Origin of the sequence: Odoribacter laneus YIT 12061, from assembly GCF_000243215.1 — a bacterium.
GTDB lineage: Bacteria > Bacteroidota > Bacteroidia > Bacteroidales > Marinifilaceae > Culturomica > Culturomica lanea.
In genome coordinates this window covers 1,284,349-1,310,350 of record NZ_JH594596.1, presented here as the reverse complement: position 1 = coordinate 1,310,350, position 26,002 = coordinate 1,284,349, and the positions used below count along the sequence as shown (strand labels likewise).

18 protein-coding genes are annotated in these 26,002 nt (G+C 40.1%); 12 read left to right on the top strand and 6 right to left on the bottom strand.

The window, feature by feature from the left end:
• Positions 1–283 precede the first annotated feature (283 nt).
• The 4 genes from HMPREF9449_RS05505 (at position 284) to HMPREF9449_RS05490 (ending at position 5,553) form a co-directional block, all read left to right on the top strand.
• Entirely contained in the window at positions 284–940 is a 657-nt protein-coding gene (locus HMPREF9449_RS05505; protein WP_009136251.1) for a recombinase family protein, read from the top strand.
• A gap of 109 nt (positions 941–1,049) precedes the next feature.
• Positions 1,050–1,322 carry a hypothetical protein gene (locus HMPREF9449_RS05500; RefSeq protein ID WP_050810398.1) on the top strand — a complete coding sequence of 91 codons (273 nt, stop codon included), beginning with the start codon at positions 1,050–1,052 and terminating at the stop codon, positions 1,320–1,322.
• 292 nt (positions 1,323–1,614) lie between these two features.
• Positions 1,615–3,459, top strand: coding sequence for a glycoside hydrolase family 127 protein (locus tag HMPREF9449_RS05495; RefSeq protein ID WP_009136250.1), 1,845 nt, complete (start codon positions 1,615–1,617; stop codon positions 3,457–3,459).
• A gap of 54 nt (positions 3,460–3,513) precedes the next feature.
• On the top strand, positions 3,514–5,553 hold the full coding sequence (locus HMPREF9449_RS05490) for a beta-L-arabinofuranosidase domain-containing protein (RefSeq protein ID WP_009136249.1): 2,040 nt from the start codon (positions 3,514–3,516) through the stop codon (positions 5,551–5,553).
• Between the two features lie 16 nt (positions 5,554–5,569).
• Here the strand turns inward: HMPREF9449_RS05490 and HMPREF9449_RS05485 are convergent, their stop codons facing one another.
• From HMPREF9449_RS05485 to purB, 3 genes are all read right to left on the bottom strand, one after another.
• Entirely contained in the window at positions 5,570–6,445 is an 876-nt protein-coding gene (locus HMPREF9449_RS05485; protein ID WP_009136248.1) for an NADPH-dependent 7-cyano-7-deazaguanine reductase QueF, read from the bottom strand.
• A gap of 40 nt (positions 6,446–6,485) precedes the next feature.
• On the bottom strand, positions 6,486–8,309 hold the full coding sequence (locus HMPREF9449_RS05480) for an ABC transporter ATP-binding protein (RefSeq protein WP_009136247.1): 1,824 nt from the start codon (positions 8,307–8,309) through the stop codon (positions 6,486–6,488).
• Positions 8,310–8,379: 70 nt separating this feature from the next.
• Positions 8,380–9,717 (bottom strand): adenylosuccinate lyase, encoded by a 1,338-nt coding sequence (gene purB, locus HMPREF9449_RS05475; protein WP_009136246.1) that lies wholly within the window; start codon positions 9,715–9,717, stop codon positions 8,380–8,382.
• Positions 9,718–10,003: 286 nt separating this feature from the next.
• Here purB and HMPREF9449_RS05470 point away from each other — a divergent pair, with 286 nt between their 5' ends.
• Both HMPREF9449_RS05470 and HMPREF9449_RS05465 read left to right on the top strand, forming a co-directional pair.
• Positions 10,004–10,804, top strand: a complete 801-nt coding sequence (locus tag HMPREF9449_RS05470) for an EI24 domain-containing protein (RefSeq protein WP_009136245.1) — start codon at positions 10,004–10,006, stop codon at positions 10,802–10,804.
• Positions 10,805–10,953: 149 nt separating this feature from the next.
• Positions 10,954–12,357, top strand: coding sequence for an NfeD family protein (locus tag HMPREF9449_RS05465; protein ID WP_009136244.1), 1,404 nt, complete (start codon positions 10,954–10,956; stop codon positions 12,355–12,357).
• A 9-nt stretch (positions 12,358–12,366) separates the two neighbouring features.
• On the opposite strand, the gene HMPREF9449_RS05460 is transcribed toward HMPREF9449_RS05465, so the two are convergent.
• Positions 12,367–12,939, bottom strand: a complete 573-nt coding sequence (locus HMPREF9449_RS05460; protein WP_009136243.1) for a TetR/AcrR family transcriptional regulator — start codon at positions 12,937–12,939, stop codon at positions 12,367–12,369.
• A 302-nt stretch (positions 12,940–13,241) separates the two neighbouring features.
• Here HMPREF9449_RS05460 and HMPREF9449_RS05450 point away from each other — a divergent pair, with 302 nt between their 5' ends.
• Entirely contained in the window at positions 13,242–14,156 is a 915-nt protein-coding gene (locus tag HMPREF9449_RS05450; protein ID WP_009136242.1) for a YitT family protein, read from the top strand.
• A gap of 81 nt (positions 14,157–14,237) precedes the next feature.
• Here the strand turns inward: HMPREF9449_RS05450 and hydF are convergent, their stop codons facing one another.
• Both hydF and HMPREF9449_RS05440 read right to left on the bottom strand, forming a co-directional pair.
• A complete protein-coding gene (gene hydF / locus HMPREF9449_RS05445) occupies positions 14,238–15,422 on the bottom strand; it encodes a [FeFe] hydrogenase H-cluster maturation GTPase HydF (protein ID WP_009136241.1) in 1,185 nt (394 codons plus the stop codon).
• 7 nt (positions 15,423–15,429) lie between these two features.
• Entirely contained in the window at positions 15,430–16,581 is a 1,152-nt protein-coding gene (locus HMPREF9449_RS05440; RefSeq protein ID WP_009136240.1) for a sigma-54-dependent transcriptional regulator, read from the bottom strand.
• Positions 16,582–16,867: 286 nt separating this feature from the next.
• Here HMPREF9449_RS05440 and HMPREF9449_RS05435 point away from each other — a divergent pair, with 286 nt between their 5' ends.
• The 5 genes from HMPREF9449_RS05435 to HMPREF9449_RS05415 all read left to right on the top strand — a co-directional run bounded on the left by HMPREF9449_RS05435 (position 16,868) and on the right by HMPREF9449_RS05415 (position 26,002).
• On the top strand, positions 16,868–19,060 hold the full coding sequence (locus tag HMPREF9449_RS05435) for a patatin-like phospholipase family protein (protein ID WP_009136239.1): 2,193 nt from the start codon (positions 16,868–16,870) through the stop codon (positions 19,058–19,060).
• A 54-nt stretch (positions 19,061–19,114) separates the two neighbouring features.
• Positions 19,115–20,101 (top strand): FAD:protein FMN transferase, encoded by a 987-nt coding sequence (locus HMPREF9449_RS05430; RefSeq protein ID WP_232211408.1) that lies wholly within the window; start codon positions 19,115–19,117, stop codon positions 20,099–20,101.
• 34 nt (positions 20,102–20,135) lie between these two features.
• A complete protein-coding gene (locus tag HMPREF9449_RS05425) occupies positions 20,136–22,040 on the top strand; it encodes a BamA/TamA family outer membrane protein (RefSeq protein ID WP_009136237.1) in 1,905 nt (634 codons plus the stop codon).
• A gap of 327 nt (positions 22,041–22,367) precedes the next feature.
• Positions 22,368–23,510, top strand: a complete 1,143-nt coding sequence (locus HMPREF9449_RS05420) for a cation:proton antiporter family protein (protein WP_009136236.1) — start codon at positions 22,368–22,370, stop codon at positions 23,508–23,510.
• Positions 23,511–23,653: 143 nt separating this feature from the next.
• Positions 23,654–26,002 carry a transglycosylase domain-containing protein gene (locus HMPREF9449_RS05415; protein WP_009136235.1) on the top strand — a complete coding sequence of 783 codons (2,349 nt, stop codon included), beginning with the start codon at positions 23,654–23,656 and terminating at the stop codon, positions 26,000–26,002.

The window sequence follows — 26,002 nt, the reverse complement described above, 5'->3', positions numbered from 1 at the left end:
AATATAGTTGAAAGAGAGGGTTATGCCCGAAAACTGAAAAGAAATACAGTCAAGCCCTTTTCCTGTACGTTTCGACACATCGTTCCTGCCGCGTGATATGCCTTCGTTGCGAGGTCTCGTGTGGCGGTTTTATCCGAGAGTGTAATTCACATTTTAGTATATTGTCCGAGTGACAGAAACCAGTTAATTAAGAAAATTTTAATAATTATATACCGTTTAATTCATGTAGCCTGTATCTTTTAGTAAGTGAAGGCAACGTTGCTTTCATTTAATATTCAAGAAAATGATTATAGGTTATTTGAGAGTTAGTACGAGTAAACAAAATCTCGCTAACCAACAAGACGAAATTCTGCGTTTCGCAGAGAGTAAACAATTTGCCATAGACAGTTGGGTAACAGAGGTTGTCAGCGGAAAGAAAAACGGACGGGATCGGAAACTCACCTACCTGCTCCGTCGTATGAAGAGCGGAGATACGCTTATCGTGACGGAAATCTCTCGGCTGAGCCGTACGCTTACCGATGTGATGGCTATCATGGGTAAGTGCCTTGCCAAGGAGATCAATCTCTACACCACTAAGGAAAAGTATTCTTTTGATAACTCTATTAACAGTAAGGTACTTTGCTTCGCTTTCGGTTTGGTGGCGGAAATCGAACGCAACCTGATTTCCATGCGCACGAAAGAAGCCTTAGCCTTGCGCAAAGCCGAGGGAATGGTGCTCGGACGTAAAAAAGGCTCTTATACCAAAATGAATATACTTGTCAACAATAAAAGTATTGTTATCAGTATGTTGAAAGATGACAAGTCGATAACGGATGTCTGTAAACATTTCGAAGTCTCCCGGGATACCTTCGCTCAATTCAGAAGAAAGTATATTGCAGTGCAGAGAGCATTGACAGAAAAAGAAAAACGACGAATGATGCGGTTCAAAAGAAATCAATAGTCGTATGGTTATATGCCGGCACTATTCAGGGGATATTTTTTGTACGGTTATATAAACTGTAAACCGGACTTAGCCCCTGTTCTTTGGTGTGACATGATGGCGTCAAAGAATGAAACTGCTTCTTAAACACAAATACAAGACGAAAAACTATACGAACGGCGACCGGGTATGTAATTTACCGGTCCCTTGTCTGGATAAACCTTCGGACCGTTCCTGTCGTTACTGGAAAAAAGCCTGCGCTTGTACGGCTATTCTTGCCGGAACGCACAAAGTAACCCTGGAGTACAGTCCCCGTATGAAACGGGGACTGCCGCATGCACTTCAAGTAAGGGAGCTCTTCAATTGTCTTAATGCCCCCCTATTCCTGTTGAGACCTACCTAGAAACCTGCGAAAGAATAGATCAATGCATTGCATTCGGCTGAGAACAGGTTTAATCTATTATCTGGTAGAACAATTAAATTTCTGATATGCAATGTGTTTGAATGGAGTCGTTTGACAATGTTTAAATCGGAATAGCTGAAAGATGGGTATCTGTTTTTAGTTCAAATTAAGGGATAAAAAATGTTTTGAATTGTAAAATATTAAATATATTTGTATACATTGGTTTCTGTAGCGTGTGTAACCTGAGTAAAGGAGAATAATAAATATTTTGTAAAATAGAACAGGATAGCGTATGAACGAAGTGTTTAAAAATAAGATTCTATTACTTTTTTTTGTAGGACTGATTAGTTGTACGGGGGAAAAAGAGGAGATGATTTTTCAAAAAAATGAGCCGGTGGATTTTTCAAAGGTTAGGATTACAGATTCTTTTTGGCAGCCTCGTTTAAAGACTCATGCAGAGGTAACTTTATCTGCCTGCATTAATCAATGTGAACAGGAAACGAACCGAATGAAGAATTTTGCCGTAGCAGCGGGTATGGAAAAGGGAGAATTCAGGGGTTTTGTTTACGATGATTCTGATGTATATAAAATGATAGAAGGGGCTTCTTATTCTCTGATGAATAATCCGAATCCGGTTTTGGAAAAGAAACTGGATGAAATGATTGCTAAAATCGAGGGAGCTCAGTTGGAAGATGGTTATCTGATGACTTATTTCATATTAGGGAATCTGGCGGATCGTTGGACGAATATGGATAAGCATGAAATGTATTGTTGCGGACATTTGATTGAAGCTGCGATTGCTTATTACAGAGCTACGGGAAAACGTGCTTTATTGGATGTGGCAATAAGGTATGCCGATCATATTAACCGTACTTTTGGAGAAGGAAAGAAGGAATGGGTACCCGGGCATCAGGAGATAGAATTGGCTTTAGTAAAATTGTATCGCACGACTCAGAATTCTGCTTATTTGAAATTGGCTCAATGGTTGTTAGATCAGAGAGGGCACCATAAAGGAGATTGGAAAGCAAAGGATTATTATCAGGATTTGAAACCGGTGAGGGAGTTATCAAAGATCAGCGGGCATGCTGTTCGGGCCATGTATATGTTTACAGGTATGGCAGATGTCGCTGCTATTACCCAGGATAGCGGTTATAGAATAGCTTTGGACCGGCTTTGGGAAGATGTAGTGGAAAAGAAAATGTATCTTACCGGCGGTATTGGTTCTTCCCGGCATAATGAGGGCTTTTCGGAGGATTATGATTTGCCGAATGAAGAGGCGTATTGTGAGACTTGTGCTTCTGTCGGAATGGTGTTTTGGAATCAGCGGATGAATATGTTGAAAGGGGAATCCCGCTACGAAGATGTGTTGGAAAGAGCTATGTATAACGGAGCATTGGCTGGAATTTCTTTATCCGGGGACCGTTTTTTTTACGTGAATCCTTTGGCTTCATCCGGTAAACATCATCGGAAAGCCTGGTATGGGACGGCTTGTTGTCCCAGTCAGATTTCCCGTTTTTTGCCTTCTGTCGGAAATTATATTTATGCTCTTTCGGAAAATACGGTATGGGTTAATTTGTATATCGGTAGCGAAACGGAAGTGGAAACTTCCGGTGTCACAGTGGCTTTAAAACAGGAAACTCTTTATCCGTGGGATGGGAATGTTACATTTTATGTAAATCCCCGGGAATCTAAAGATTTCAAAATGAAATTGCGTATACCCGCTTGGTGTGAAAAGTATGTGGTAAAAGTAAACGGACAAATAGAGGAAGGAAAAAAGGAAAAAGGATATGTGGTGATAGATCGGCTCTGGGCAGCGGGGGATGTGATGGAATTGAACATGAATATGACTGTAAAGGTTGTGGCTGCAGATCCTCGGGTGAAAGCAAATGCCGGGAAGCGGGCTTTGCAAAGGGGGCCTTTGGTGTATTGTATGGAAGAAACGGATAATCCCGGTTTTGATCAACTGGGATTGAGTTCAGCAACTACTTATACAACTGCTTTTGAAAAAGAACTGTTAGGCGGTGTGGTTACTATTACGGCTTTAGAAGGAAAGGAGCGAATAAAATTTATTCCTTATTACGCCTGGGATAACCGGGATGCCGGAAAAATGAAAGTATGGGTAGATTACCGGGACTAAAGTAGAAAAGTGAGAATAAAATTTCTTTTATAATAAAACAGAAAAACAATCGGAATGATGTGTCTAAAATTTTTAAGTTTGTTGTGTATGTGCGTGTTGTCGATATCAATGCTAGGGAAAGAAAACGAAAATACAGAAAATTACCGGAATAATCGCCCGCCTTTGTTTCAAAAGGAATATATGGAGTTGCCTCTGGGAAGTATAAAAGCCCGGGGATGGTTGCAGGAAATGCTCGAACGACAGCGAAAAGGAGCCACTTCCCAGATGGACGTACTCTATCCCGAAGTGATGGGAAAACGAAATGGTTGGCTGGGGGGAGACGGCGATCAGTGGGAAAGGGGACCATATTGGATCGACGGATTACTTCCTTTAGCTTATTTACTGGAGGATGATGAATTGAAGGCAAAAGTACAGCCTTGGATTGAGTGGACGTTGGCGAGCCAGCAGAAAAACGGTTTTTTCGGTCCCGACCGGGATTACGGCCCGGAACCCGGACTACAACGGACAAATTCGAAAGATTGGTGGCCCCGTATGGTGGTGCTGAAAATTCTGCAACAGTATTATTCTGCAACGGGAGATGAACGGGTTATCGCGTTTATGACACAGTATTTCCGTTATCAATGGAATACTTTACCGACTGTTCCTTTGGGCAACTGGACTTTTTGGGCAGAGTACCGGGCTTGCGATAATTTACAGGCCGTATATTGGTTATACAACATTACCGGGGATGCGTTTTTGCTGGATTTGGGTAAGTTGCTTCATCGACAGGGATACGATTATCTCGATATGTTCCTGTACCGGGACGATCTGACACGCATCAATACAATACATTGCGTAAATTTGGCGCAAGGGATAAAAGAACCGGTTATTTATTATCAGCAGGAAACAGATGAGCGGTATCTTCAGGCTGTAAAAAAGGCTTTTAAAGATATCCGGCAATTTCACGGACAACCTCAGGGAATGTATGGAGGAGATGAAGCTTTACACGGGAATAACCCTACTCAGGGATCTGAACTGTGTTCCGCTGTCGAGCTCATGTATTCTTTAGAGAAAATGCTGGAAATTACTGCTGATGTACAGTTTGCCGATCATCTGGAAAAGATCGCTTTTAATGCTTTACCTACCCAGATTACGGACGATTTTATGGCCCGTCAGTATTTTCAACAGCCTAATCAGGTCATGATTACCCGCCATAAACGTAATTTTGACATCGATCACGGGGAGACGGATCTGGTTTACGGGTTGTTGAGCGGTTATCCTTGTTGTTCTTCCAATATGCATCAGGGATGGCCTAAGTTTACACAGAATTTATGGTATGCAACCGCCGACAAAGGGATGGCGGCTCTGGTCTATTCCCCCTCAGTCGTGAGGGCCAAGGTTGCCGACGGACAAACGGTGGAGATTCGGGAAGAAACTTTTTACCCGATGGACGACCGGATCAATTTTAGCTTCCATCTGTTGGAAAATAAGAAAAAAGGAGTGACTTTTCCTTTGCATTTACGTATTCCGGCTTGGTGCCGGGAAGCCCGCATTGAGATAAACGGAAAGTTGCTGAAAACGGCCGGCGGAAACCGGATTGAAGTAATCACCCGGCATTGGAAAGAAGAAGACCAGCTCACCCTGGTTTTACCTATGCAGGTGACAACCGATACTTGGTATGAGAATTCAATTGCCGTAGAAAGAGGACCTCTGGTGTATGCCTTGAAGATAGGAGAGAAATGGGAGAAGAAGAAGGTGGAGGAACATCAGGAAAAATTCGGGAAATTTTATTATGAAGTGTATCCTACAACTGATTGGAATTACGGTTTGATCGATTTTAATCCTGCAGAAACGGAAAAGGTATTTCGAGTGGAGATCGACCCGGAAAAGCAAAAACTGGTATTTCCCTGGAAATTGGAAAATGCAGCTATAGAAATAAAGGTAAAAGCGCGGAAAATTCCTCAGTGGCAGTTGTATAATGAGACGGCAGGACCTCAGCCTTATAGTCGTATGTATTCGGTATATCCGGATGCATTACCGGATACGGAAATTACCTTAATTCCTTACGGATGTACTACTTTACGGATTACAGAATTCCCGATAATTCGGAAATAAAGAGAAAGAGGAGAATTTATTGTCTGAATTCTTTTTGGGTAAGAATGTCCGGACAGGGTAAATAAAGAGGAAGATATTCCGGCCGGTTTGCCCGGACCGGACAGATGTCTATGCCTCCGCGGCGGGTATACAAACAACCGACAGATAAAATCTCAGGGTAAAAGAAATCTGTGAGACGCTTGAAAACCATTTCACAGACTTCTTCATGAAAATGATTTTCGTCCCGTAGAGAAACAATGTATTTTAAAAGAGAAAACCGGTCCGGTAAAGAAGAGGCTTTCATACGGATATAAATGCTTCCCCAATCCGGTTGGCGAGTGATCTTGCAATTGCTTTTCAGCAAATGACTTCCAACTTTTATTTCTCCCGGAGAAAGACTGCAGTTTTCTTTTAAAAGGACTGGATTTTCTTGGTAATCTGCGAAAATACATTGGGATATACCGGGTAAATTTTCCAGGATTTCATAGTCTGAAAAATCAAAGGGAAGATTTGCCGGGCTATTGGAATAAAAATGTATACCGACTGACGTATGTAAGCATTTTCCCAGATCCTCTGCAACCTTACGGCAAAAGAGGGAAATGCTTTCTTCTACTGTATCCTCTAAACGATACATCTGAAAAGAACCTAAGTATAGTTTTAAAGACTTACTTTCGACAAGATATTCACTCTCGGCAGGGTATACCAGTTTTAATATACCGCTTACTGGTAATCCGTTGGAAGTGAGGAAGCTGGCTTCGTAACAATGCCAGCTGTCATAACCATAAAAAAAGGAAGTCGCCGGGTCTATTTGATAGATTTCCCGGTTTAAGTGCCGGGGGACAGCAACCAATATATCCGGACAATAGGTCTTAGGATATGCTATAGATTTACCGAGAAGTTTTTCTTCTTCCATAAGTTTGTGTATATTCCTTGGGAGATTTTCTGGGTGCGGGTTAAAAGTTTTGCATATTGTACAGTTTGGTGTAAATTCCATTCTGTTTGAGTAATTCTTCATGGGTTCCTCTTTCGACAATCTCGCCTTCATGAAACACACAAATCAGATCGGCATTCCGGATGGTGGAAAGCCGGTGAGCAATGACAATAGAAGTTCGGTTTCTCATCAAATTGTCTAAAGCTTGTTGTACCAGTTTTTCTGATTCTGTATCCAAAGCAGAAGTGGCTTCGTCCAGAATCAGGATAGGAGGATTCTTCAAAACAGCTCGTGCAATACTAAGCCGTTGACGCTGACCTCCGCTGAGTTTGCCTCCCCGGTCTCCGATCACCGTTTGATAACCGTGTTCTGTTTGCATGATAAAATCGTGGGCATTGGCGATCTTCGCTGCGTTCTCAATTTCCTCCGGGGTTGCAGTTTCCACTCCGAAGGCAATATTGTTGTATATCGTATCGTTAAATAAAATCGGATCTTGGTTGACATTTCCCATTAATCCCCGGAGATCGTATAGGGAAATATCCCGTATATTGGTCCCATCTATGCAGATACTCCCTTCGTTGACATCGTAAAAACGAGGGAGTAAGTCGACAAATGTACTTTTCCCGGAGCCGGATTGGCCGACTAAAGCAATGGTCTTGCCTTTGGGAATCGTCAGGTTAATATCTTTCAGCACTTGCTTGCTTTCATTATAAGAGAAATGAACGTGTTTATATTCTACCTGATGCTTGAATTCTTTGATTTTTACCGGTTGGACAATTTCCTGAATAGAAGATTCTGCCGATAAGATTACATCGATCCGGTCCATGGCTGCCAATCCCTTTTGGATACTGTAATACGCATTGGTTAAATTTTTAGCCGGATTGATGATACAATAAAAGAGAGCGATATAGGCAATGAATTGTTCCGCAGATAGGGAGCCTTGGTGTTTGAGTACCAGCGTACCTCCAAACCAGAGGATAATGACAATGACGATGGTTCCTAAAAATTCACTCATCGGGTGAGCCAGGGAACGACGACGCATCAGCCGATTCTGAATACGCCGGTATTCTTCATTTTCTTCCGAGAATTTTTGCGTCATTTTTTTCTCTGCGTTGAAAGCTTTGATAATTCTCAATCCCGATAATGTCTCTTCCATCAGGGACAATATTTCTCCCATTTTGGTTTGTCCTTCCCAGGAATGCCGCTTCAAGTTTTTGCCGACTTTGCCGATTAAAGCTCCCATGAGCGGAAGCAGGATAAACACAAATAGGGTAAGCTGCCAACTCATGATCAACATCGTAGCCAGGTATACGATAATGAGTATCGGACTTTGGAAAAACATATCCAAAGAACTCATGACGGAGGCTTCTACTTCCTGTACATCTCCTGTCATACGGGAAATGATATCTCCTTTTCGTTCTTCTGAGAAAAAAGGTAATGGAAGAGAGAGAATTTTCGCATAAATTTTGCGGCGGATATCCCTTACTACTCCGTTTCGGATGTATATCAGTTCATAAGCAGCCAAATAAGCAAATCCCGTTTTAAAAGCCGTGGCTATGACGGCAATTAAGCCTACGAAAACCAGGGTCGCGGATTGTCCGTAATTTACTTTGATCTCTGTGATATAGTAATTAAACAGATGACTGAGTGTTTTGGTATCAAAAGCAAAAGGAACGGAAGTCGTCACTTCCCTTTGATTATCGAAAATAATACCCAATACGGGAATTAACATAGCTATGGAGATACTTCCAAAAATAGCATGTAGAAAATTATAAAGGATACTTTTAGTTACCCGAAACTTATAAGGAGGGATAAATCGTTTTAAAATGATCAGTAAATCGTGCATAAATAGTCTGTCAAAATTGCCCTTTCGGGTGAATGTTTGTGAAACATCCTGCCGGAAAGGACAATTATTATTAAATACCCGTATAATTCGACGGGGTAATTTGTTTTAATGTATGTTTTAACTCCTCAGAAACTTCTAAAGTGTCAATGAATTCTGCTATGGATTCCTGCGTAATTTTATTGTTTGTTCTGGTCAGTGCTTTTAACGCTTCATAAGGATTGGGATAACCTTCTCTACGTAGAATAGTTTGTATGGCTTCCGCTACGACAGCCCAATTTTTCTCTAAGTCGTTTTCGATTGCTTCTTTGTTGATAATCAGTTTATTTAATCCTTTTAATGTAGATTTAAAAGCGATGATGGTGTGAGCTAGCGGGACTCCGATATTACGCAATACGGTAGAGTCTGTCAGATCTCTTTGCAGACGGGAAATGGGAAGCTTATTGCTCAGATGTTCGAAAAGAGCATTCGCTAGGCCCAGATTTCCTTCTGAATTTTCAAAATCGATGGGATTTACTTTATGTGGCATGGCAGAAGAGCCTACTTCGCCTGCTTTAATTTTTTGTTTGAAATAAGTCATAGAAATATAGGTCCAGAAATCCCGGTCTAAATCGATGACAATTGTATTTATGCGGCGTAAATTGTCGAATAAGGCGGCAAAGTTATCGTAATTGGAGATTTGGGTTGTATATGTTTCCCGTTCTATTTTCAGCTTTTGAGTGAGAAAGCTGTTGCCGAATTCAGCCCAATTGTATTCGGGAAAGGCAATGTGGTGAGCATTGAAATTACCTGTGGCTCCTCCGAATTTTCCAGAAATTGCTACTTTTTTCAATAATTCCAGCTGCCGGCTTAAACGATAGGTGAAGACTTTTAATTCTTTTCCCAAACGGGTAGGAGAAGCCGGCTGTCCGTGAGTTTTCGCTAACATCGGAACATCTTTCCATTCTTCTGCCAATTCTTCCAGCTTGGCAATTAATTCATCGATAACCGGGTAATATACATGATGCACGGCATCCCGGAAAGAGCAGGGAACAGCCGTGTTGTTGATATCTTGGGAAGTTAATCCGAAATGAATGAATTCTTTATAGGGGTGTAAGTTTAAGGTATCGAATTTTTCTTTGATAAAATACTCTACAGCTTTGACATCGTGATTGGTTATTTTCTCAATATCTTTTATTTTTTGAGCATCTTCCAAGGTAAAATCTAAATATATTTCCCGCAATGAAGCATAAAGAGAAGGCGTAAAATCTTTTAATTGCGGTAAAGGAAGTTCGCAAAGAGCAATAAAATACTCAATTTCTACCATTACCCGGTAACGGATTAACGCACTTTCAGAAAAATAATGGGCAAGACTTTCGACTTTGTCCCGATAACGACCGTCTATAGGTGAGATTGCAGTTAATGCTTGCATACTATCTTGTTTTAATTTATATAACCGAGAGAATAAAAATACACCCTTTTTTACTGGTTTACAAAAGTACAAAAAATAGGATTAAGAAATTGAAATTTGAAAATTGAAATTTGAAAATTGTGTTAAAAGGAAAATATTTTATCTTTGACACTCTTATGAGGGGTTAACGAATGTTTGCCGACAAAGACAGAAAGAATAAAATTTAGGTCCGGCAAAGAATAGTTTCGGTTTGAAGGACTGTTGATCCTAGGAATATTTGTATTTTTAAACATTTGAAATTTGTAAAATGAGTATCTTCGAGGGATTTTTTGCAGGAATCGGAGTTTATGGCAAAGCTTTCCAAATTCTCTTTACCCGGAAATTTTTTGGATTTCTTTTCTTTCCGGCTTTGGCATTGGTATTATTATTTTGGGGAGGCAGTTGGCTGGTGTCTTTTGCTGGAGACGGGCTGGCAGAAATCGTTCAGGCAAAGATCGCTGAGTGGGTGGAAGGGATATCTTGGTTACAATGGTTGAATAGTACGCTGGGTTTTTTGGTGAGGATCGTTCTGAAAATAACTTATTTTTTTCTGTTTATTACTTTTGGGGGATATATTGTGTTGATTATTATGTCTCCGGTGTATTCCTGGCTTTCCGAACGTACGGAAGTCTATCTTTCCGGGAAAGAATATCCCTTTAGTTTACGCCAATTAATTTGGGAAATTTTTAGGGGTATATTGATTGCGTTTCGGAATATGATTTTTCAATTGTTGTTTACCGTATTTTTATTTTTTTGTTCTTTTATTCCCCTAATTGGTTTGCTGTCGCCTGTGGCTTTGTTTTTGGTGTCTGCTTATTTTTATGGTTTTTCTTTTGTGGATTATGCCATCGAACGGAAGCGTTTTAATGTAAAACAAAGTGTTCGCTATGTGAATAAAAATGTGGGGATAGTAACAGGGGTAGGAGTGATTTTTGCTTTTTCTTTAATGGTTCCCTGGTTTAGTATTATCGCTTGCAGTTTTGTTTCCATTCTTTCTGTTATAGCGGGAACGGTGGCCGTACATCAAGTTACACAAAAGGAAACGGAAAAGATAGAACTTAAAAAATAAGAAGAATGTATCGGGCTGGCCGTAATTATCTTATCGTTTAGACTTTTGTTTTTAAATTTTGTCTCTTTTTATTCCGGGCAGATAAGTCTTTCTTTTTCTGTTTTTATAAAGATAATTTTATAGATTTGTAGATATTAAAGTATATTGCAATGAGGTGGAAATGGTGTTTTTTAATAATGCTTTTGGGCTTTACTGTTTTGAAAGGAATGGCCGAAGAAAAGCGGTCTTTGGTGTTTAAGGTCGATGTGAAAGATGAAATCGGACCTGAAATATGGAGACTAGTGAAGAAGTCTTTTGAAAAAGCGGAGCAGGAAAAAGCAGATTATATATTGATCGATATGAATACGTATGGAGGAATGGTGGTGTATGCCGATTCTTTACGGAGTCTGATTTTAAATTCCTCCCGACCGGTTTGGGTATTTATCAATAATAATGCAGCTTCGGCAGGAGCATTGATTGCGATTGCCTGTGATAAGATTTATATGAGAGAAGGGGCGAATATCGGAGCAGCTACAGTTGTAAATCAAACAGGCGAAGCTATGCCGGATAAATATCAGTCTTATATGCGTTCTATGATCCGATCGACTGCTCAGGCCCATGGAAAAGATACGATAGTGGAGGGGAGAGATACGATTTACCGCTGGAAACGGGATCCGCATATTGCTGAAGCTATGGTAGATCAGACTATTACAATAGCCGGAGTATCGGATAGCGGAAAGGTGGTAACTTTTACACCGCATGAAGCCGTGAAATACGGATTTTGCGATGGTATAGCGGATAAGGTGGAAGAGGTGCTGCAGGAGGAAGGGGTAGAGCATTATACGATTTCAACGTACACGCCTACAGCTATGGATAAGATCATCGGTTTTTTGATTAATCCTTTTGTAAGGGGATTGTTCATTATGGTGATTATAGGAGGTATTTATTTTGAATTGCAGACTCCGGGAATTGGTTTTCCTCTGGCGGCTGCGGCTGTTGCATGTCTGCTGTATTTTGCCCCATTGTATTTGGAAGGATTTGCCGGTTATTGGGAAATTATTCTTTTTGTTATAGGAGTTTTGCTGTTACTCTTGGAGATATTTGTGATACCGGGTTTTGGTGTGACAGGTATAGCCGGAATTATTTGTATCATAATGGCACTGGTAATGGCCGGAATTGACGAGTTTTCTTTTGAGTTTATGGGAGATTTTGTAGGAGCTTTGCTGAAATCCTTATTGGTGGTAGTGGTCAGTTCATTATTGGGTTTGGGATTGAGTTTATGGCTGGGAGGGAAATTGTTTGCTTCCCGTCGATGGGCTTTTGCACTACAGGCTGAACAACGGCCCGAAGAAGGATATGTGGGTGTAGATATGACGGCAGCCAGAGAGATTGAAAAAATAGGCGTGGCTTTAACGGATTTAAGACCGTCCGGTAAGGTTATAATCAACGAGGAAGTGTACGATGCCATGACAGAGCAAGGGGAATATATTCAAAAAGGCAGTACAATAAAGGTGGTGAAATATCAGGCCGGACAGTTGTATGTGTTGGAAGAAAAAGGAAAAATTACACATTAGGGCACGTCCCTAATGTGTAATGATACCGTAGAACATGAGGTCTATGTATTCTAAAATAGTACGGGAATTTTTATCTTTTCGGTTGGCCAGAATAAAGGCCTGTTCGAGACTTTTAAACATCAGTAGGAGGTTTTGAGAAAAGATAACCGGGTCGCTTACGCGGAATATTCCTTTTTCTTTTCCTTCCCGCACGATTCCGGTCAGCAGGTCTATTTCTTTCCGATCGATGTCTTTGCGTAAATGTTCGATACGCATATTATTGAAAAGAAAATCGTAACGTATGTAACGATTGTTCCGTACGAGACTGTCGATAACTCCGAAATGTTGTAAAATATAGAGCTTGAGTTTTCTTTCTGGCGGGAGTTTTGAATCGGCCGCTTTTTGAAGGATTTGATTGATTGTATTTACTTCGTCTTCTATGACATATTTATAAAGTTCATCTTTACTTTTGAAATGAGTATACAAGGTACGCCGGCTCATTTTAGCTGCAGAGGCGATGTCACTCATAGTTGCTTTGTAGACACTGATTTCACGAAATAAGTTTTTCGCTACAGAGATAATTTTGTTTTTTGTTTTACTCATTCGGATTGTTTATAAATTTATAAGTATTATACAGAATTGTTCATTCTGTAATGACTTACAAAGAATGTAAACAATTGGGTTCAGGATTTTTCAAAAAAATCACCGGATTTTTCCGGTAATTTTACACAATGATACGCATTTTTTTCTGTAAAAAGTGGTATTTCTCTTAAATTTATTCTATTTCGGGAAGAATTGAAAATATGACAAATGTCATATTTTTTTGTAAGGGGGGGGAGTATCTTTGCGCGCGGAAATAAAAAGGGGCGTGCCCGATAATTCAAATGAATTAAATAATCTACAAAATGAATGTAATGAATATTTCCTTTTATAAGGAAAAAATTTTTTCTGCCCATTGGTTTCAAACCTATGCTACCCTTCTGTTAGGTGCTTTTGTCATTTCTATTGGATATACTTTTTTTATGACCCCTTATAAGATTGTACCGGGTGGTATTTATGGTATTTCTACTATTTTACATTATCAGTTGGGCTTTCCCATTGGTTTGGCCGCTTTGTGTTTTAATTTGCCACTGAGTTTGTGGGGGGTAAAAGTATTGGGAAAGCAATTCGGGGTGAAAACTTTTATTTGTTTTTTATTGGTGGCTATGTTTGCGGATGGTATGCCTCTTGTATTAAAAGCTTTGGGACATCCTCATCCTTACGACCCTTTTCAATTGCAGGATGAGGTTTTGTTAGCCAGTATATTCGGAGGAGTAGTGATCGGAATCGGGGCTGGATTGATATTGAAAACCCGTTCTTCCAGCGGAGGTACGGATGTGTTATCCTCTATCTTGAATAAGTTGACACGGAAACCGATCGGCATGTTGCAGATGACGATTGACTCTGTTATTGTGATGTGTGGTCTGATCGTATTTCAGGATTGGAAGGTGCCTTTTTATTCCTGGTTGACCATTTTCTTAATGGGTAAGGTCATTGATATTGTAATCCAGGGGTATTCCAGTGATAAGACGTTTTTTATCGTTTCTGAAAAAACAGAAGAAATCCGGCATTATATTTTGACAGAGTTGCATCGGGGAGGTTCTATTGTACCTGTGAACGGAATGTTTAATCGCTCCGAGAAGGAAATGATTATGACGGTTGTCAACCGGAAGGAAGTCGTTACTTTGCAACGGGCTATTTTTAAAATTGATCCCAAAGCTTTCACGACGATTATGGAAGCAAAAGAGATTCTGGGAGAAGGATTTAAAACGATGGAATAAAGGAAAAGCAGATTGGTCGGGAAAAATCTGCTTTGAACTTTTGGCAACTGTTTTGTAGGTAGGAGCCGGATAAGTATTTGTTTATTCCTTTTCCCATTCCTGAATGGAACGTTCGAATATACCGTTTAGGAAAGCCAGTGTCATCCCGTAGTTACTTACGGGAATCCCTGATTCGATAAAGGGACGGAGACGGGTTTGTAGTTGCTGGGAGGTGACCATACATCCCCCGCATTGAATCACCAGGGCATAGGCTGAGGGTGACTTTTCCAGAGGGTCTAAGGCTGGAATAAATTCAAAATTCAATTGTTTCCCGGTATATTTTTTCAGTAGAGCTGGAATTTTTACTCTTCCGATATCTTCACAGGTCGTATGGTGGGAACAGGATTCTAACAGGAGTATCGTATCCCCGTCCTGTAAACGGTCTATCGTCCGGGTACCTTTTATGTATTCTTGAAAATAGCCTTTCCGGTGGGCCAGAACAATGCTGAAACTGGTGAGGGGTATATTTGCAGGAATTTGTTCTGCTACTTTTTTGAACACTTGGCTGTCTGTGATTACCAATCGAGGCCGGATGCCGGTTGTCAGCAGGAAAGACGAAATCTCTTCCGGTTGTAAAACAATACTCACACTATGGTTATCCAGAATATCCCGTATCATTTGTACCTGGGGTAAGATAAGACGTCCGACCGGAACTTCCGAATCTATCGGCGTCACCAGTAGCAAAATGTCCCGGGGACGAATGATTTTCCCCAATAAAGAAGGGGAAGTCGATATTTGTTTTAATTTCCGAATGGCTTCGAATAATTCGGAAATATTTTCGGGACGACGACAACAAAAGTCGATAACTTGGGTTTTATACCGGCTTTCTAATGTATTTTTTACATCCGGATGTAAAGAAAGAATATCGGATTTATTGTGTAGAATAAGAAAAGGAATATGCAGGTTTTGAATTTGACGAACCAGATTTTCCTCCATGGCTTCAAAACGATTTTCCGTAATGAGGAGGAGTATAAAATCCGACTGGGGGAGGATTTCCGTTGTTTTAGCAATTCTTTGGCGGCCTAGTTCTCCCGTATCGTCTATTCCGGCCGTATCTATAAATACAACGGAAGCGAACCCCGGAATTTCGTAACTCCGTTTTACCGGATCGGTAGTAGTACCGGGAACATCGGATACAATTGCCACTTTTTGACCGGTAAGGACATTGATGAGGGAACTTTTTCCGCTATTACGACGGCCTACAATAGCAATGTGTAGTTTTTCCATACTCTGGTTATTTATATTGTTTTAAATCTTCTGCAGTAATGACAGGTCCGCAAAGGATAATCAGACGCTCAACTACGTTGCGTAATTCCCGTATATTACCTGACCATTCATAACTTTTCATCAATTCTATGGCTTCCGGAGTCATGGTTTTGGGAGAAATGCGCATTTCCGTACAAATTTCGCTTATAAAATACGCAATCAGGTCTTCAATGTCTTCTTTTCGTTCCCGCAAAGAGGGAACGTTTATGATGATTACACTCAAACGGTGGTAAAGATCTTCCCGGAAGTTCCCTTTTGTAATTTCTTCTTTCAGGTTTTTATTGGTAGCGGCAATGATTCGTACATCAACTTGTATATCTCCGTCTCCTCCGATTCTGCTGATTTTGTTTTCTTGCAGTACCCTCAGTACTTTGGCCTGAGCGTTTAGGCTCATGTCTCCGATTTCGTCCAGAAAAATAGTTCCTCCGTTGGCCAGTTCAAATTTTCCTTTTTTTTGTTTGATAGCCGAAGTAAAAGAACCTTTTTCATGTCCGAACAATTCGCTTTCAATCAATTCAGAAGGAATAGCGGCGCAGTTGACTTCTATAAATGCATTTTCCCGGCGATTACTTTTTTCATGTAATTGTCTGGATACTAATTCTTTGCCACAACCATTCGGTCCCGTAATCAGGACACGGGCATCGGAAATCGCTACTTTGTCAATCATCTCTTTTACTTTTTCCAAAGCTTCAGAGTGTCCGATCATCTCGTATTTTTTGCTGACTTTATTTTTTAAGGTCTGAGTTTCCTGGATAAGTTGTGTTTTGTCCGTCGCATTCTTGATCGTAATCAGAATTCGGTTCAAGTCTAAAGGTTTTTCGATAAAATCGTAAGCTCCTTTTTTGATGGCTTCAATGGCTGTATCTATAGTACCGTGGCCGGAAATCATGACAACAGGCGTGTCCCGGGAAAATTCTTTTATCCGTTCCAGTACTTCGATTCCTTCCATATTCGGCATTTTGATATCACAAAAAACCAAATCCGGTTTTTCTGTTTTTACGGCGATTAAACCTTCCATACCGTTTTCAGCTACGAGAACCTCGTGTTTTTCAAAAGTAAGTATATCTTTCATCGAATTCCGGATACTCCTTTCATCATCGATGACTAAAATTTTTGCCATAGTCGTTTTTTGTGATTTTCATTTTGAAAGAAAATAGTTTTCTTAGATCGTGAAAAATTGAAATTTTATTTCATTTATTGGCAAAAATAATGAAATATTCTGCTAATTTACCGGTTCAAATTGCTAAAATTTCCGGAACGAAGTAAAAAGAAAGGAATCATACAAAAAATTGTACGAGGAATGTACATTTTAGAGAGTTTCTTACCTTTTTTAACGTTATAGGCTGAAATTATTTCTTAAAATAGAATTAAATTTGTTCTATTGTTTCATTTTTAATAAAAACCCGATGAAGAAAGTTTTGTTGGTTTTAGTTGCTTTGTTTTTAGTAGGAGGGGGACTTCAGGCAGAACGGAAAAAAGTCGGGTTAGTATTGAGTGGCGGGGGGGCGAAAGGGGCTGCTCATATCGGTGTCCTGAAAGTATTGGAAGAGGCTGGTATTCCTATCGATTATATTGCAGGGACGAGTATGGGATCTATTGTCGGAGGTTTATATGCCATCGGATACGATGCGGGTATGTTGGACACCTTGGTCCGGAAACAGCAATGGCCTTTTCTGTTGAGTAACCGGGTATATCGGTATGATTTGCCGTTTTCTGAAAAGGAAAAAGACGAAAAATATCTGGTTTCTATTCCCATGATCGGCGGAAAAGGGATTCAGGTACCTTCTGGTTTTATCAGTGGACAAAATATATATAGTCTTTTTTCCGAATTGACTATAGGCTATCACGATTCTGTTTCCTTTTTAAATTTACCGATTCCTTTTTCCTGTGTAGCGGCTAATTTGGTAAATGGGAAGGAAGTCATTTTAGATCAGGGAAATTTAGCTATGGCTATGCGTTCCAGTATGGCTATCCCGGGTGTATTTTCACCTGTTGTCATGGATACTATGCTGCTGGTAGACGGGGGAATAGCCAATAATTTTCCGACAGATGTGGGAAAGGCGATGGGGGCAGATATCATTATAGGGGTAGATGTCTCTTCAGAGCTTCGCAAAATGAATGAACTGAATACTGCTATTGAGATCGTCGATCAGTTGACTTCTTTTATGGGAATGGCGAAATATGAGGACAATATCAAATTATGTGATATATATATTAAGCCGGATATCGTGCCTTATTCAGCAGCTAGTTTTAGCGCTGTGGATATTGATACGTTGATTTTAAGAGGAGAAAGAGCGGCTCGGGCACAATGGGATGAATTCATGCAGTTAAAGGAAAAAATAGGGCTGACTCCTACAGAAGATGGGGAGAAAGTAATAGATAATAAATTTATCCGGACAGATTCGTTGGTGATTGGACGTATTTATATTCATGGAGTGGGAAGTCGGGAGGAAAAATGGGTGAGGAAAAAAGCCGGTTTATCGGATTATTCTTATATTTCAATCCAGGATTTGCATCGGGCAATTGCTGTTCTATACGGTACAGGGGCTTTTTCTTACGTAAATTATGCGCTAAGCGGGACAGACGTTTACGATCTGACATTGATACTGAAGGAAAGGTCAATGAGTTCTTTGAATTTCGGTTTCCGTTTCGATTCGGAGGAGATGGCTGCGATTTTATTGAATACTACTTTTTCTCACAAGCATTTGCGGGGATTCCAATTGTCTCTGACTGGACGTTTAAGTCAGAATCCGTATGCCCGGGTAGAATATTCCTTTGGAAATACTTTTTTGAGGAGAGCCAGTCTGGTTTATATGTATAAATACAATGATATTGACATTTACCGGAAGGGGCATAAATTGGATAATATTACTTTTTCCCAGCATACGGCGGAATTGAATTTCTCGGATATTTATATTCAAAATTGCAAGTTTGTATTGGGGCTACGTTATGAGTATTTTGACTATAATTCTTTTTTATATGCTTCCGCCAATGATGCAGTGAAAGCTCGTCCGGAAGGCTTTTTCAGTTATCATGCTTTGGCGCATTATGAAACTTTTGACAAGAGGTATTATCCTACAAGAGGTATTTCTGTGAAAGGAGAATACTCTCTTTATACAACGAATGGATTACATTACGATCACGGAGCTCCTTTCTCTGCTCTTGACGGTAGTTTTGCTGCTGTGGTACCGGTTACAAACCGTTTTTCTATACTTCCTTCTTTTTATGGGAGGGTACTGATCGGCCGGGATATTCCTTTTGCTTATTTAAATTACATGGGAGGGGTTGTCGGAGGAAGGTATAGGAGTCAGCAACTGCCTTTTGTGGGTATTCAGCATTTGGAGACTTTCGATAATACCGTATTGGTGTGGAAGGCGAAATTCAGATATCGCATAGGTTCAAATCATTATGCCATAGCTATGGTGAATTATGCCAAGGATGATGACCGTTTTTTCGATATTTTGGGAGGAACGGATTTATGGGGAGGAGGATTGTCTTATTCGTACGATAGTTTGATCGGACCGATAGATGTGGTGTTTAGTTTGTCGAACTGGGATAAAAAATTAGGCTTTTATTTTAATCTGGGATATTATTTCTAGAAATAAATTTATGGGTGTTTTTTAAGTGCTATTCTATAATTTAATGAAAAAATGATGAGATTTTTTGTTTTTATAGGGATGATCTGTTTATTCAGTGCCTGCGTGCGCGAGCAATACAGGCGTATAGAAGGAAAGATATACGGAACCTATTATCGGATTACTTACGAAGCTAAAGAGGATTTTTCGGAAAAGCTGAAGGCTGAGATGGAGAAAGTGAATGCTTCCCTATCGATGTTTAATCCCCGTTCTGTCGTTGCCAGATGGAATCGGGGAGAGAGTGAGGAGGTGGATTCCCTGTTTATGCGGATGTTTCAAGCAGCAGAAAAAATAAACCGGGAGACGAAGGGTGCTTTTGATATTACGGTGGCTCCATTGGCGAACGCCTGGGGATTTGGATATAAGCAAAACCGTTTCCCCTTGCCCGAAGAAATCGATTCTCTATTACAATATATCGGTATGGAGAAATTGAAAATAGCAGGATGTCATTTGCTGAAAGAAAAGAAGGAGATGGAGATCGATGCCAGTTCCATAGCCAAAGGTTTGGGCGTGGATCTGGTGGCCGAATTTCTGGAGGGCCATAAAGTACGGAATTATATGGTCGATATTGGCGGAGAGATACGGGCCAAAGGAGAAAGCGATAAAGAAAGACCCTGGAGAATCGGGATTGATAAACCCATTGGCGATGTAGCCGCCTCGGGGAGAGAATTACAAATGATTATTCAGTTTACCGGAGGTGCTATTGCCACTTCCGGAAACTATCGTAATTATTATATACACGAAGGGAAAAAGTATGCTCATACCATTAATCCGCGTACCGGTTATCCGGTGCAGCGGGATATTCTCAGTTCGAGTGTTTACGCTCCGACTTGTATGGAAGCGGATGCCTATGCGACAGCTTTTATGGTCTTAGGATTGGAAGAAAGTAAAAAAATTGTGGAAAACAATGCAGAAATAGAAGTTTGTTTCGTATACGAGCAGGAGGGGGAAAACAAGGTCTGGATGACAGAAAAATTTAAAGACTTGGTTGTTAAAGAAGAGTAGAAAAAATGAAGGCGTTAAGAGAGAAGAAATAGAGATGGCTAAGGGAGCAAGCAGATTCGGAACGATAATATTTTTATTGGTAGAATTGTTTTTTTCTACCGGCCTTTTTGCGGTTCCCGCCCAGGATACTATTTCTGTAAAAAAAGAAAACATCCTCTCTGTGCCTGTGGTGTATCGTCCGGATAGCCTGATCCGGGATACTTTGGCTTATGAGTATACCCGGATTAAAAATGCGGCCTATAAATCTTCTTTTACAAAAGAACTTTACAAATTAATTTTTGTCAATCCTAAACGCAACCGGGTAAATGTAATGCGTACTCAAAACAGTGAGGCCCGTTTTGAAGCTTATGCGGGGAAGATCATCCAAAAAATCAATATAAAAGTATTGCCTCCCTATGGAACCAGTGTATATGATACTACTTATGCTGAGATGGATTTGGGCTGGTTAAAAAACGCTGCCAATAAAATTCATATGAAATCTTCGGAGCGAACCCTGCAAAGGCAGTTGACGATAAAACCCGGAATGGTTTTGATCCCTTTCGAATTAGTGCAAAATGAAATCCTGCTTCGGCAACTGGATTATATCGATGACGTTACGATCATGGTGGACGAAGATCCGCAAAATCCACAGGAAGTTATTTTGACTATTATCTGCAAAGACGATTTTTCTTGGGGAGCGGAAGTTTCTTCTAATTTCTTGAATAATGCCCGGGTGAAATTAATCAATAAGAATTTTATGAAGTTAGGGCATATTGTAGAATATCAGATTAGCTACCGGGGTACAAAGGAACAGAAGTGGGGAAATATGTTGGAATATAGAGTAAACAGTATATTCGGGACTCACTTTGATGTGACGGGTTATTATCAGAACGATTATATTTCCAAACAGATTTGGGGGGAAATAAACCGACAATTTCTGACTTCCCGGGTGAAATGGGCAGGGGGAATAACCCTCAGCCGGATTTTTCGTTCCGATGAGTTACCGGATATTAACATAGAACACCAGAAAGTACCTTTTAATTATCACTCTCAGGATATTTGGTTAGGGAGATCTCTTTTGTTGAAAACACGACATCGGTACACACGGAATATCTATTTTACGACCCGTTTTTTAAATACTATATTCAATAAGCGTCCTGTCGTATCTTCCGATACAAACCAGTTTTATTACAATCGGAAAAATATCTTTTGGGCTTTCACTTACCGGAAATTGAAATATTATAAAGCTAATCTTATTTACGATTTCGGACGTACCGAGGATGTGCCTACCGGATTTTATTCCGCTTTGACTTTCGGATTTGAGAAGAATGAGTTTCAAAACTCGGGTTATATCGGTTATGAAGCCCGCTATTCTCATTTTAATTCCCATACGGAACGTTTTTACGCTGCGGATGCTGCACTTGGGGCTTATCTCAATGAAGGAGGTTTCGAAAGGGGACTCTTTAAAGTGGGACTGCATCATATCAGTAATTTGCAAACTATCGGAAACTGGCGTTTCCGTTTCTATAACGATGTGAATTATATTACGGGAATTCGCCGATATCCTTCCGATTACTTGCATTTTCAGGATTATGATATTTTAGGGTTTGATTCCGACACTTTGGGTGGGAATCAGAAGCTTTCTACTTCCCTGTCGGCTACTTTTTTTCTGCCTTATATTAAAAAAGGATTTCGTATGTCCTTAACAGGTTTTATAGATGTGGGTGTCTTAGCCCCGGAAAAAAAGTCTATATTCAAAAGTGAGACTTACTGGGGATTTGGAGCTGCTGTAACGTTGAGGAACGATAATATTGTATTCAAAAATATTACCCTCCGCTTATCTTTTTATCCCCGGGTTCCCGGAGATGTAAGAAGTTTTCAGGCTTCCATGTCCGGAAATCTGCAGAATGGTTTTTACGATTATCAGGTAGATAAGCCCAGAGTGATACCTTATGAGTGATGTTCGGATCTTTATCTATTTTTACTTTTTCCGCATTTAAACGAATCTCTCTAAAGAAAAATAAAAAATAGAAGGAAAGAGGAGAGATTTTTTGCAAAAATGACGGTAATTATTCTATTTTTGTCGTATAAAACAGGACTGACGAATAAAAGCTAGCCCTTTACTTCCTGAAAGTCGGCTAATCAGTAATGATTTTGAATTTAAGTTAACCGTAGTTTTACTTTTTAGTCGGGTAATAATCAAGATCATAGTTAGCTGTACGTTTACTGTATGAGGCTATTTAATAACGGATGAGTCCTGAATAAGTACCTTAAAAGCAATGAGCGAATGAAAAAAGTTCTATTATTTTCCCTGTTTTTATTATGCGGTTTATTCCTTTCCCAATTATTACCTTCAGTTTTCGAAAGTTCCTATTCTAATTTTGAATTGGTTTTTAAAAATTTGATGTTTGTTTGCTTGGCCTTTATTATGATTAATGTGGGGCGGGAGTTTGAATTGGACAAAAGCCGATGGAAATCTTATGCACAGGATTATTTTATAGCAATGGCTACAGCGGCCGTTCCTTGGTTGTTAATTGCTTTTTATTATATCTATATCCTGCCGGCGAATGACTTGTCCTGGGATAAAAATCTGCTGGTCAGCCGGTTTGCTGCTCCTACTTCTGCCGGGATTCTCTTTACCATGTTGGCTGCTGCCGGATTGAAAAAAGAATGGATATACCAGAAAACTCAGGTATTGGCTATTTTTGACGATTTGGATACCATTTTATTGATGATTCCGTTACAGATACTGATGATAGGTTTTAAATGGCAGTTGTTTATTATCGTATTGGTCGTTTGCCTGTTATTGATATTTGGGTGGAAGAAACTGAGTCGTTTGGAATTACCTCAATCCTGGAAAGCGATTCTCCTCTATGCCGTTTGTCTGGTGGCTATGTGTGAAAGTATTTATATACTGACCAAGTCGTTGATGGGAAGAGAAGGAGCTATACATATTGAAGTGTTATTGCCGGCTTTTGTCTTGGGAATGGTAATGAAAACTGTCCACAAAACAGGTAAGACAGAAGAAAATGTAGCCAGTTTCATCTCTTATTTATTTATGTTCTTGGTCGGTTTGAGTACTCCTCTCTTTATCGGGATCGATACGGCTACTTCCGGCTTCCAGATGCCCGGTTGGGGTACTATAGCTTTTCACGTGTTTATGGTAACCTTGCTTTCTAATCTCGGAAAAATGTTTCCTTTGTTTTTTTATCGGGACCGGAATATATTGGAACGTTTGGCACTTTCAATCGGTATGTTTACCCGTGGAGAGGTAGGAGCCGGAATTATTGTCATTGCGCTGAGTTATCAATTGGGAGGAATTGCAGTAATTGTGTCCATTCTCAGTTTGGTACTGAATCTTATATTAACCGGATTTTTCGTAGTCGCTGTTAAGAAGATATCTCAACACGTATATGGCGTAAAGGAATAGAAGAAGTTAACTATTCAACTATTCGGATAGGAAACTGTTTGAAAAGTATAAATGTTTGAATGTGAAACTGTTTAAAGGGGAAAGCGTTCAAACATTTTAATTGTTAAGACAATTCTATATCTTTGAAATTCAATTCAAAAGTTATGTCAGGAAAATCGGTCACACGTAGAAAGAAGGCAAAAAAAGGACGTAAAAGACGTGTATTAAAATATATATTGGGGAGTATTTTGCTGGGAGGTTTTTTGTGCGGATTATTTGTTTATTCTGTTTATGTCGGCCTGTGGGGGCCTCTTCCGGATTATCAGGAGCTGAAAGAAATACGGAATTATGAAGCTTCTGAACTTTACAGTGAGGACGGGGAGTTATTAGGTAAATATTTTATTGAAAACCGTACGAATGTCAAGTTTAATAATATTTCTACGAATGCTATAAATGCGTTGATTGCAACGGAAGACGTTCGTTTTTACGAGCATCAGGGAGTGGATAAAATCAGTCTTTTACGGGTTTTTTTCAAGACGCTCCTATTGGGGGACAGGAGTTCCGGCGGAGGGAGTACGCTCAGTCAGCAATTAGCTAAGAATTTATATCCCCGGGAAGAACAACAGGTTTCTTTTATGCCTGTAATCAAACTGAAAGAGATATTTACCGCTCACCGTTTAGAGCAGATTTATTCGAAGCCAGAGATTCTGACACTTTATTTGAATACGGTTTCTTTCGGAGAACGTACTTATGGCATTGAAAGTGCGGCTCAAAAATATTTTTCAGTTTCTGCTTCCGATTTAACCATTCCTCAGGCCGCTACTTTAATCGGGATGTTAAAAGGGCCATCCTGGTATAATCCGCGTTTGCATCCGGAGAGAGCTATACAGCGCCGTAATACGGTGATTCATCAGATGGTAAAATATGATTTCCTCCATGAGGAAGAAGGAGAGAGGGCGAAGGAAACTGCGTTGGAATTGAATTATAAGGCTGTCAATCACTATACGGGTTTAGCTCCTTATTTAAGGGAAAAGATACGACGGGATGCTTCGGAGATTATTGCAGCCTATAATACGACTCACGGTACGGCATACAATTTATACAAAGACCGTCTGATACTGACGACGACTTTAAATGCCGATATGCAACGATACGCAGAGGCGGCCGTAAAGGAACATATGAAAAAACTCCAGCATGAGTTTTATAGTCATTGGGAAAATAGAGAACCTTGGTATAATAAACCTCAGGTGTTGGAACAGGCTATCCAAAACAGTCCTGTTTACCTTAGCTTAAAAGGACAAGGATACAATGAAAAACAGATTGCTGAAATCATGAATCGTAAAAAAGCGATGATGGTTTATAGTGCTTATCAGGGAGAAGCTTCGGCCGAAATGTCTTCTATCGATTCTATCAAACATTATTTGAAAATTTTACATCCCGGAATGATAGCTGTAGAGCCGAATTCCGGTAAAATACGAGTATGGATAGGCGATTTGGATTATAAATATTTTCAATACGATCAGGTTGAAGCTCCCCGGCAAGTTGGTTCTGTTTTTAAGCCGGTGGTATATAGTGCGGCTATTCATAACGGGGCACAGTTAGATGCTTATTATAAAAACGAACAGAAAACCTATAAAGAATATGAGGATTGGACGCCCCGGAATTCGGATAATGATTATACCGGTTATTATACGCTGAAAGGAGCTTTGAGCAAATCCATCAATACCATTGCAGTGGAAGTTTTGTTGCAAACGGGAATAGAGAAGACCATTGTGCATGCCCGGAATTTGGGGATTAAGTCTGAGTTGCCTCAGTATCCTTCCCTTGCTCTTGGGAGTGCGGATATCCCTCTATCAGAAATGATTCTGCCGTATATGTGTTTTGCCAATGCCGGAAAATTAATGACTCCTTATTATTTATTGGAAATCAGAGATCAGTCGGGAACGGTTTTGTATCAGGCTCCTGTTCCGGAGTCAAAAGAAGTGTTGCCCTCCCAGGAAGCATACGTGATGAGCAACATTTTATCGGCGGTGATCAACGAAGGAACCGGGAGGAGGTTACGGACGACTTACGGTTTAAAAAATGAACTGGCCGGAAAGACGGGAACAACCCAGAATCAGGCCGATGGCTGGTTTATCGGGTATAATTCCCGCATCGTAGTCGGCATACGGGTAGGAGCAAACGATCGGAATATACATTTTAATTCTATACGTTTGGGACAAGGAGCTCATATGGCCTTGCCTATATTCGGCCTGTTTATGCGGGAATGTCTGAAAGATCCTGCCTATGCCCGTTGGGAGAGCCTCTCTTTTCCACTTGTACCTGTGGCGGAACAAAAGGAACTGGATATCCCTATTTTTCAGGAAAAGATGAATTTATTTGAACGGATCGGAAATAAAAAATTGAAAAAAAGAGCTTTGGTTCATCCTACTGATACTGTCGTGAAGAAGGAAAAGAAAGGTTTTTTCCGAAAGATTGGAAATCTTTTCCGGAAGAAAAAAGAAGAGGAATAA

Coding starts and splice junctions, on each gene's coding strand:
- HMPREF9449_RS05450 (WP_009136242.1), top strand. CDS start 13,242: ATGAATGTAATGAATATTTCCTTTTATAAGGAAAAAATTTTTTCTGCC.
- HMPREF9449_RS05495 (WP_009136250.1), top strand. CDS start 1,615: ATGAACGAAGTGTTTAAAAATAAGATTCTATTACTTTTTTTTGTAGGA.
- HMPREF9449_RS05500 (WP_050810398.1), top strand. CDS start 1,050: ATGAAACTGCTTCTTAAACACAAATACAAGACGAAAAACTATACGAAC.
- hydF (WP_009136241.1), bottom strand. CDS start 15,422: ATGGAAAAACTACACATTGCTATTGTAGGCCGTCGTAATAGCGGAAAA.
- HMPREF9449_RS05430 (WP_232211408.1), top strand. CDS start 19,115: ATGAGATTTTTTGTTTTTATAGGGATGATCTGTTTATTCAGTGCCTGC.
- HMPREF9449_RS05485 (WP_009136248.1), bottom strand. CDS start 6,445: ATGGAAGAAGAAAAACTTCTCGGTAAATCTATAGCATATCCTAAGACC.
- HMPREF9449_RS05460 (WP_009136243.1), bottom strand. CDS start 12,939: ATGAGTAAAACAAAAAACAAAATTATCTCTGTAGCGAAAAACTTATTT.
- HMPREF9449_RS05435 (WP_009136239.1), top strand. CDS start 16,868: ATGAAGAAAGTTTTGTTGGTTTTAGTTGCTTTGTTTTTAGTAGGAGGG.
- HMPREF9449_RS05470 (WP_009136245.1), top strand. CDS start 10,004: ATGAGTATCTTCGAGGGATTTTTTGCAGGAATCGGAGTTTATGGCAAA.
- HMPREF9449_RS05415 (WP_009136235.1), top strand. CDS start 23,654: ATGTCAGGAAAATCGGTCACACGTAGAAAGAAGGCAAAAAAAGGACGT.
- HMPREF9449_RS05440 (WP_009136240.1), bottom strand. CDS start 16,581: ATGGCAAAAATTTTAGTCATCGATGATGAAAGGAGTATCCGGAATTCG.
- HMPREF9449_RS05420 (WP_009136236.1), top strand. CDS start 22,368: ATGAAAAAAGTTCTATTATTTTCCCTGTTTTTATTATGCGGTTTATTC.
- HMPREF9449_RS05490 (WP_009136249.1), top strand. CDS start 3,514: ATGATGTGTCTAAAATTTTTAAGTTTGTTGTGTATGTGCGTGTTGTCG.
- HMPREF9449_RS05480 (WP_009136247.1), bottom strand. CDS start 8,309: ATGCACGATTTACTGATCATTTTAAAACGATTTATCCCTCCTTATAAG.
- HMPREF9449_RS05425 (WP_009136237.1), top strand. CDS start 20,136: ATGGCTAAGGGAGCAAGCAGATTCGGAACGATAATATTTTTATTGGTA.
- purB (WP_009136246.1), bottom strand. CDS start 9,717: ATGCAAGCATTAACTGCAATCTCACCTATAGACGGTCGTTATCGGGAC.
- HMPREF9449_RS05505 (WP_009136251.1), top strand. CDS start 284: ATGATTATAGGTTATTTGAGAGTTAGTACGAGTAAACAAAATCTCGCT.
- HMPREF9449_RS05465 (WP_009136244.1), top strand. CDS start 10,954: ATGAGGTGGAAATGGTGTTTTTTAATAATGCTTTTGGGCTTTACTGTT.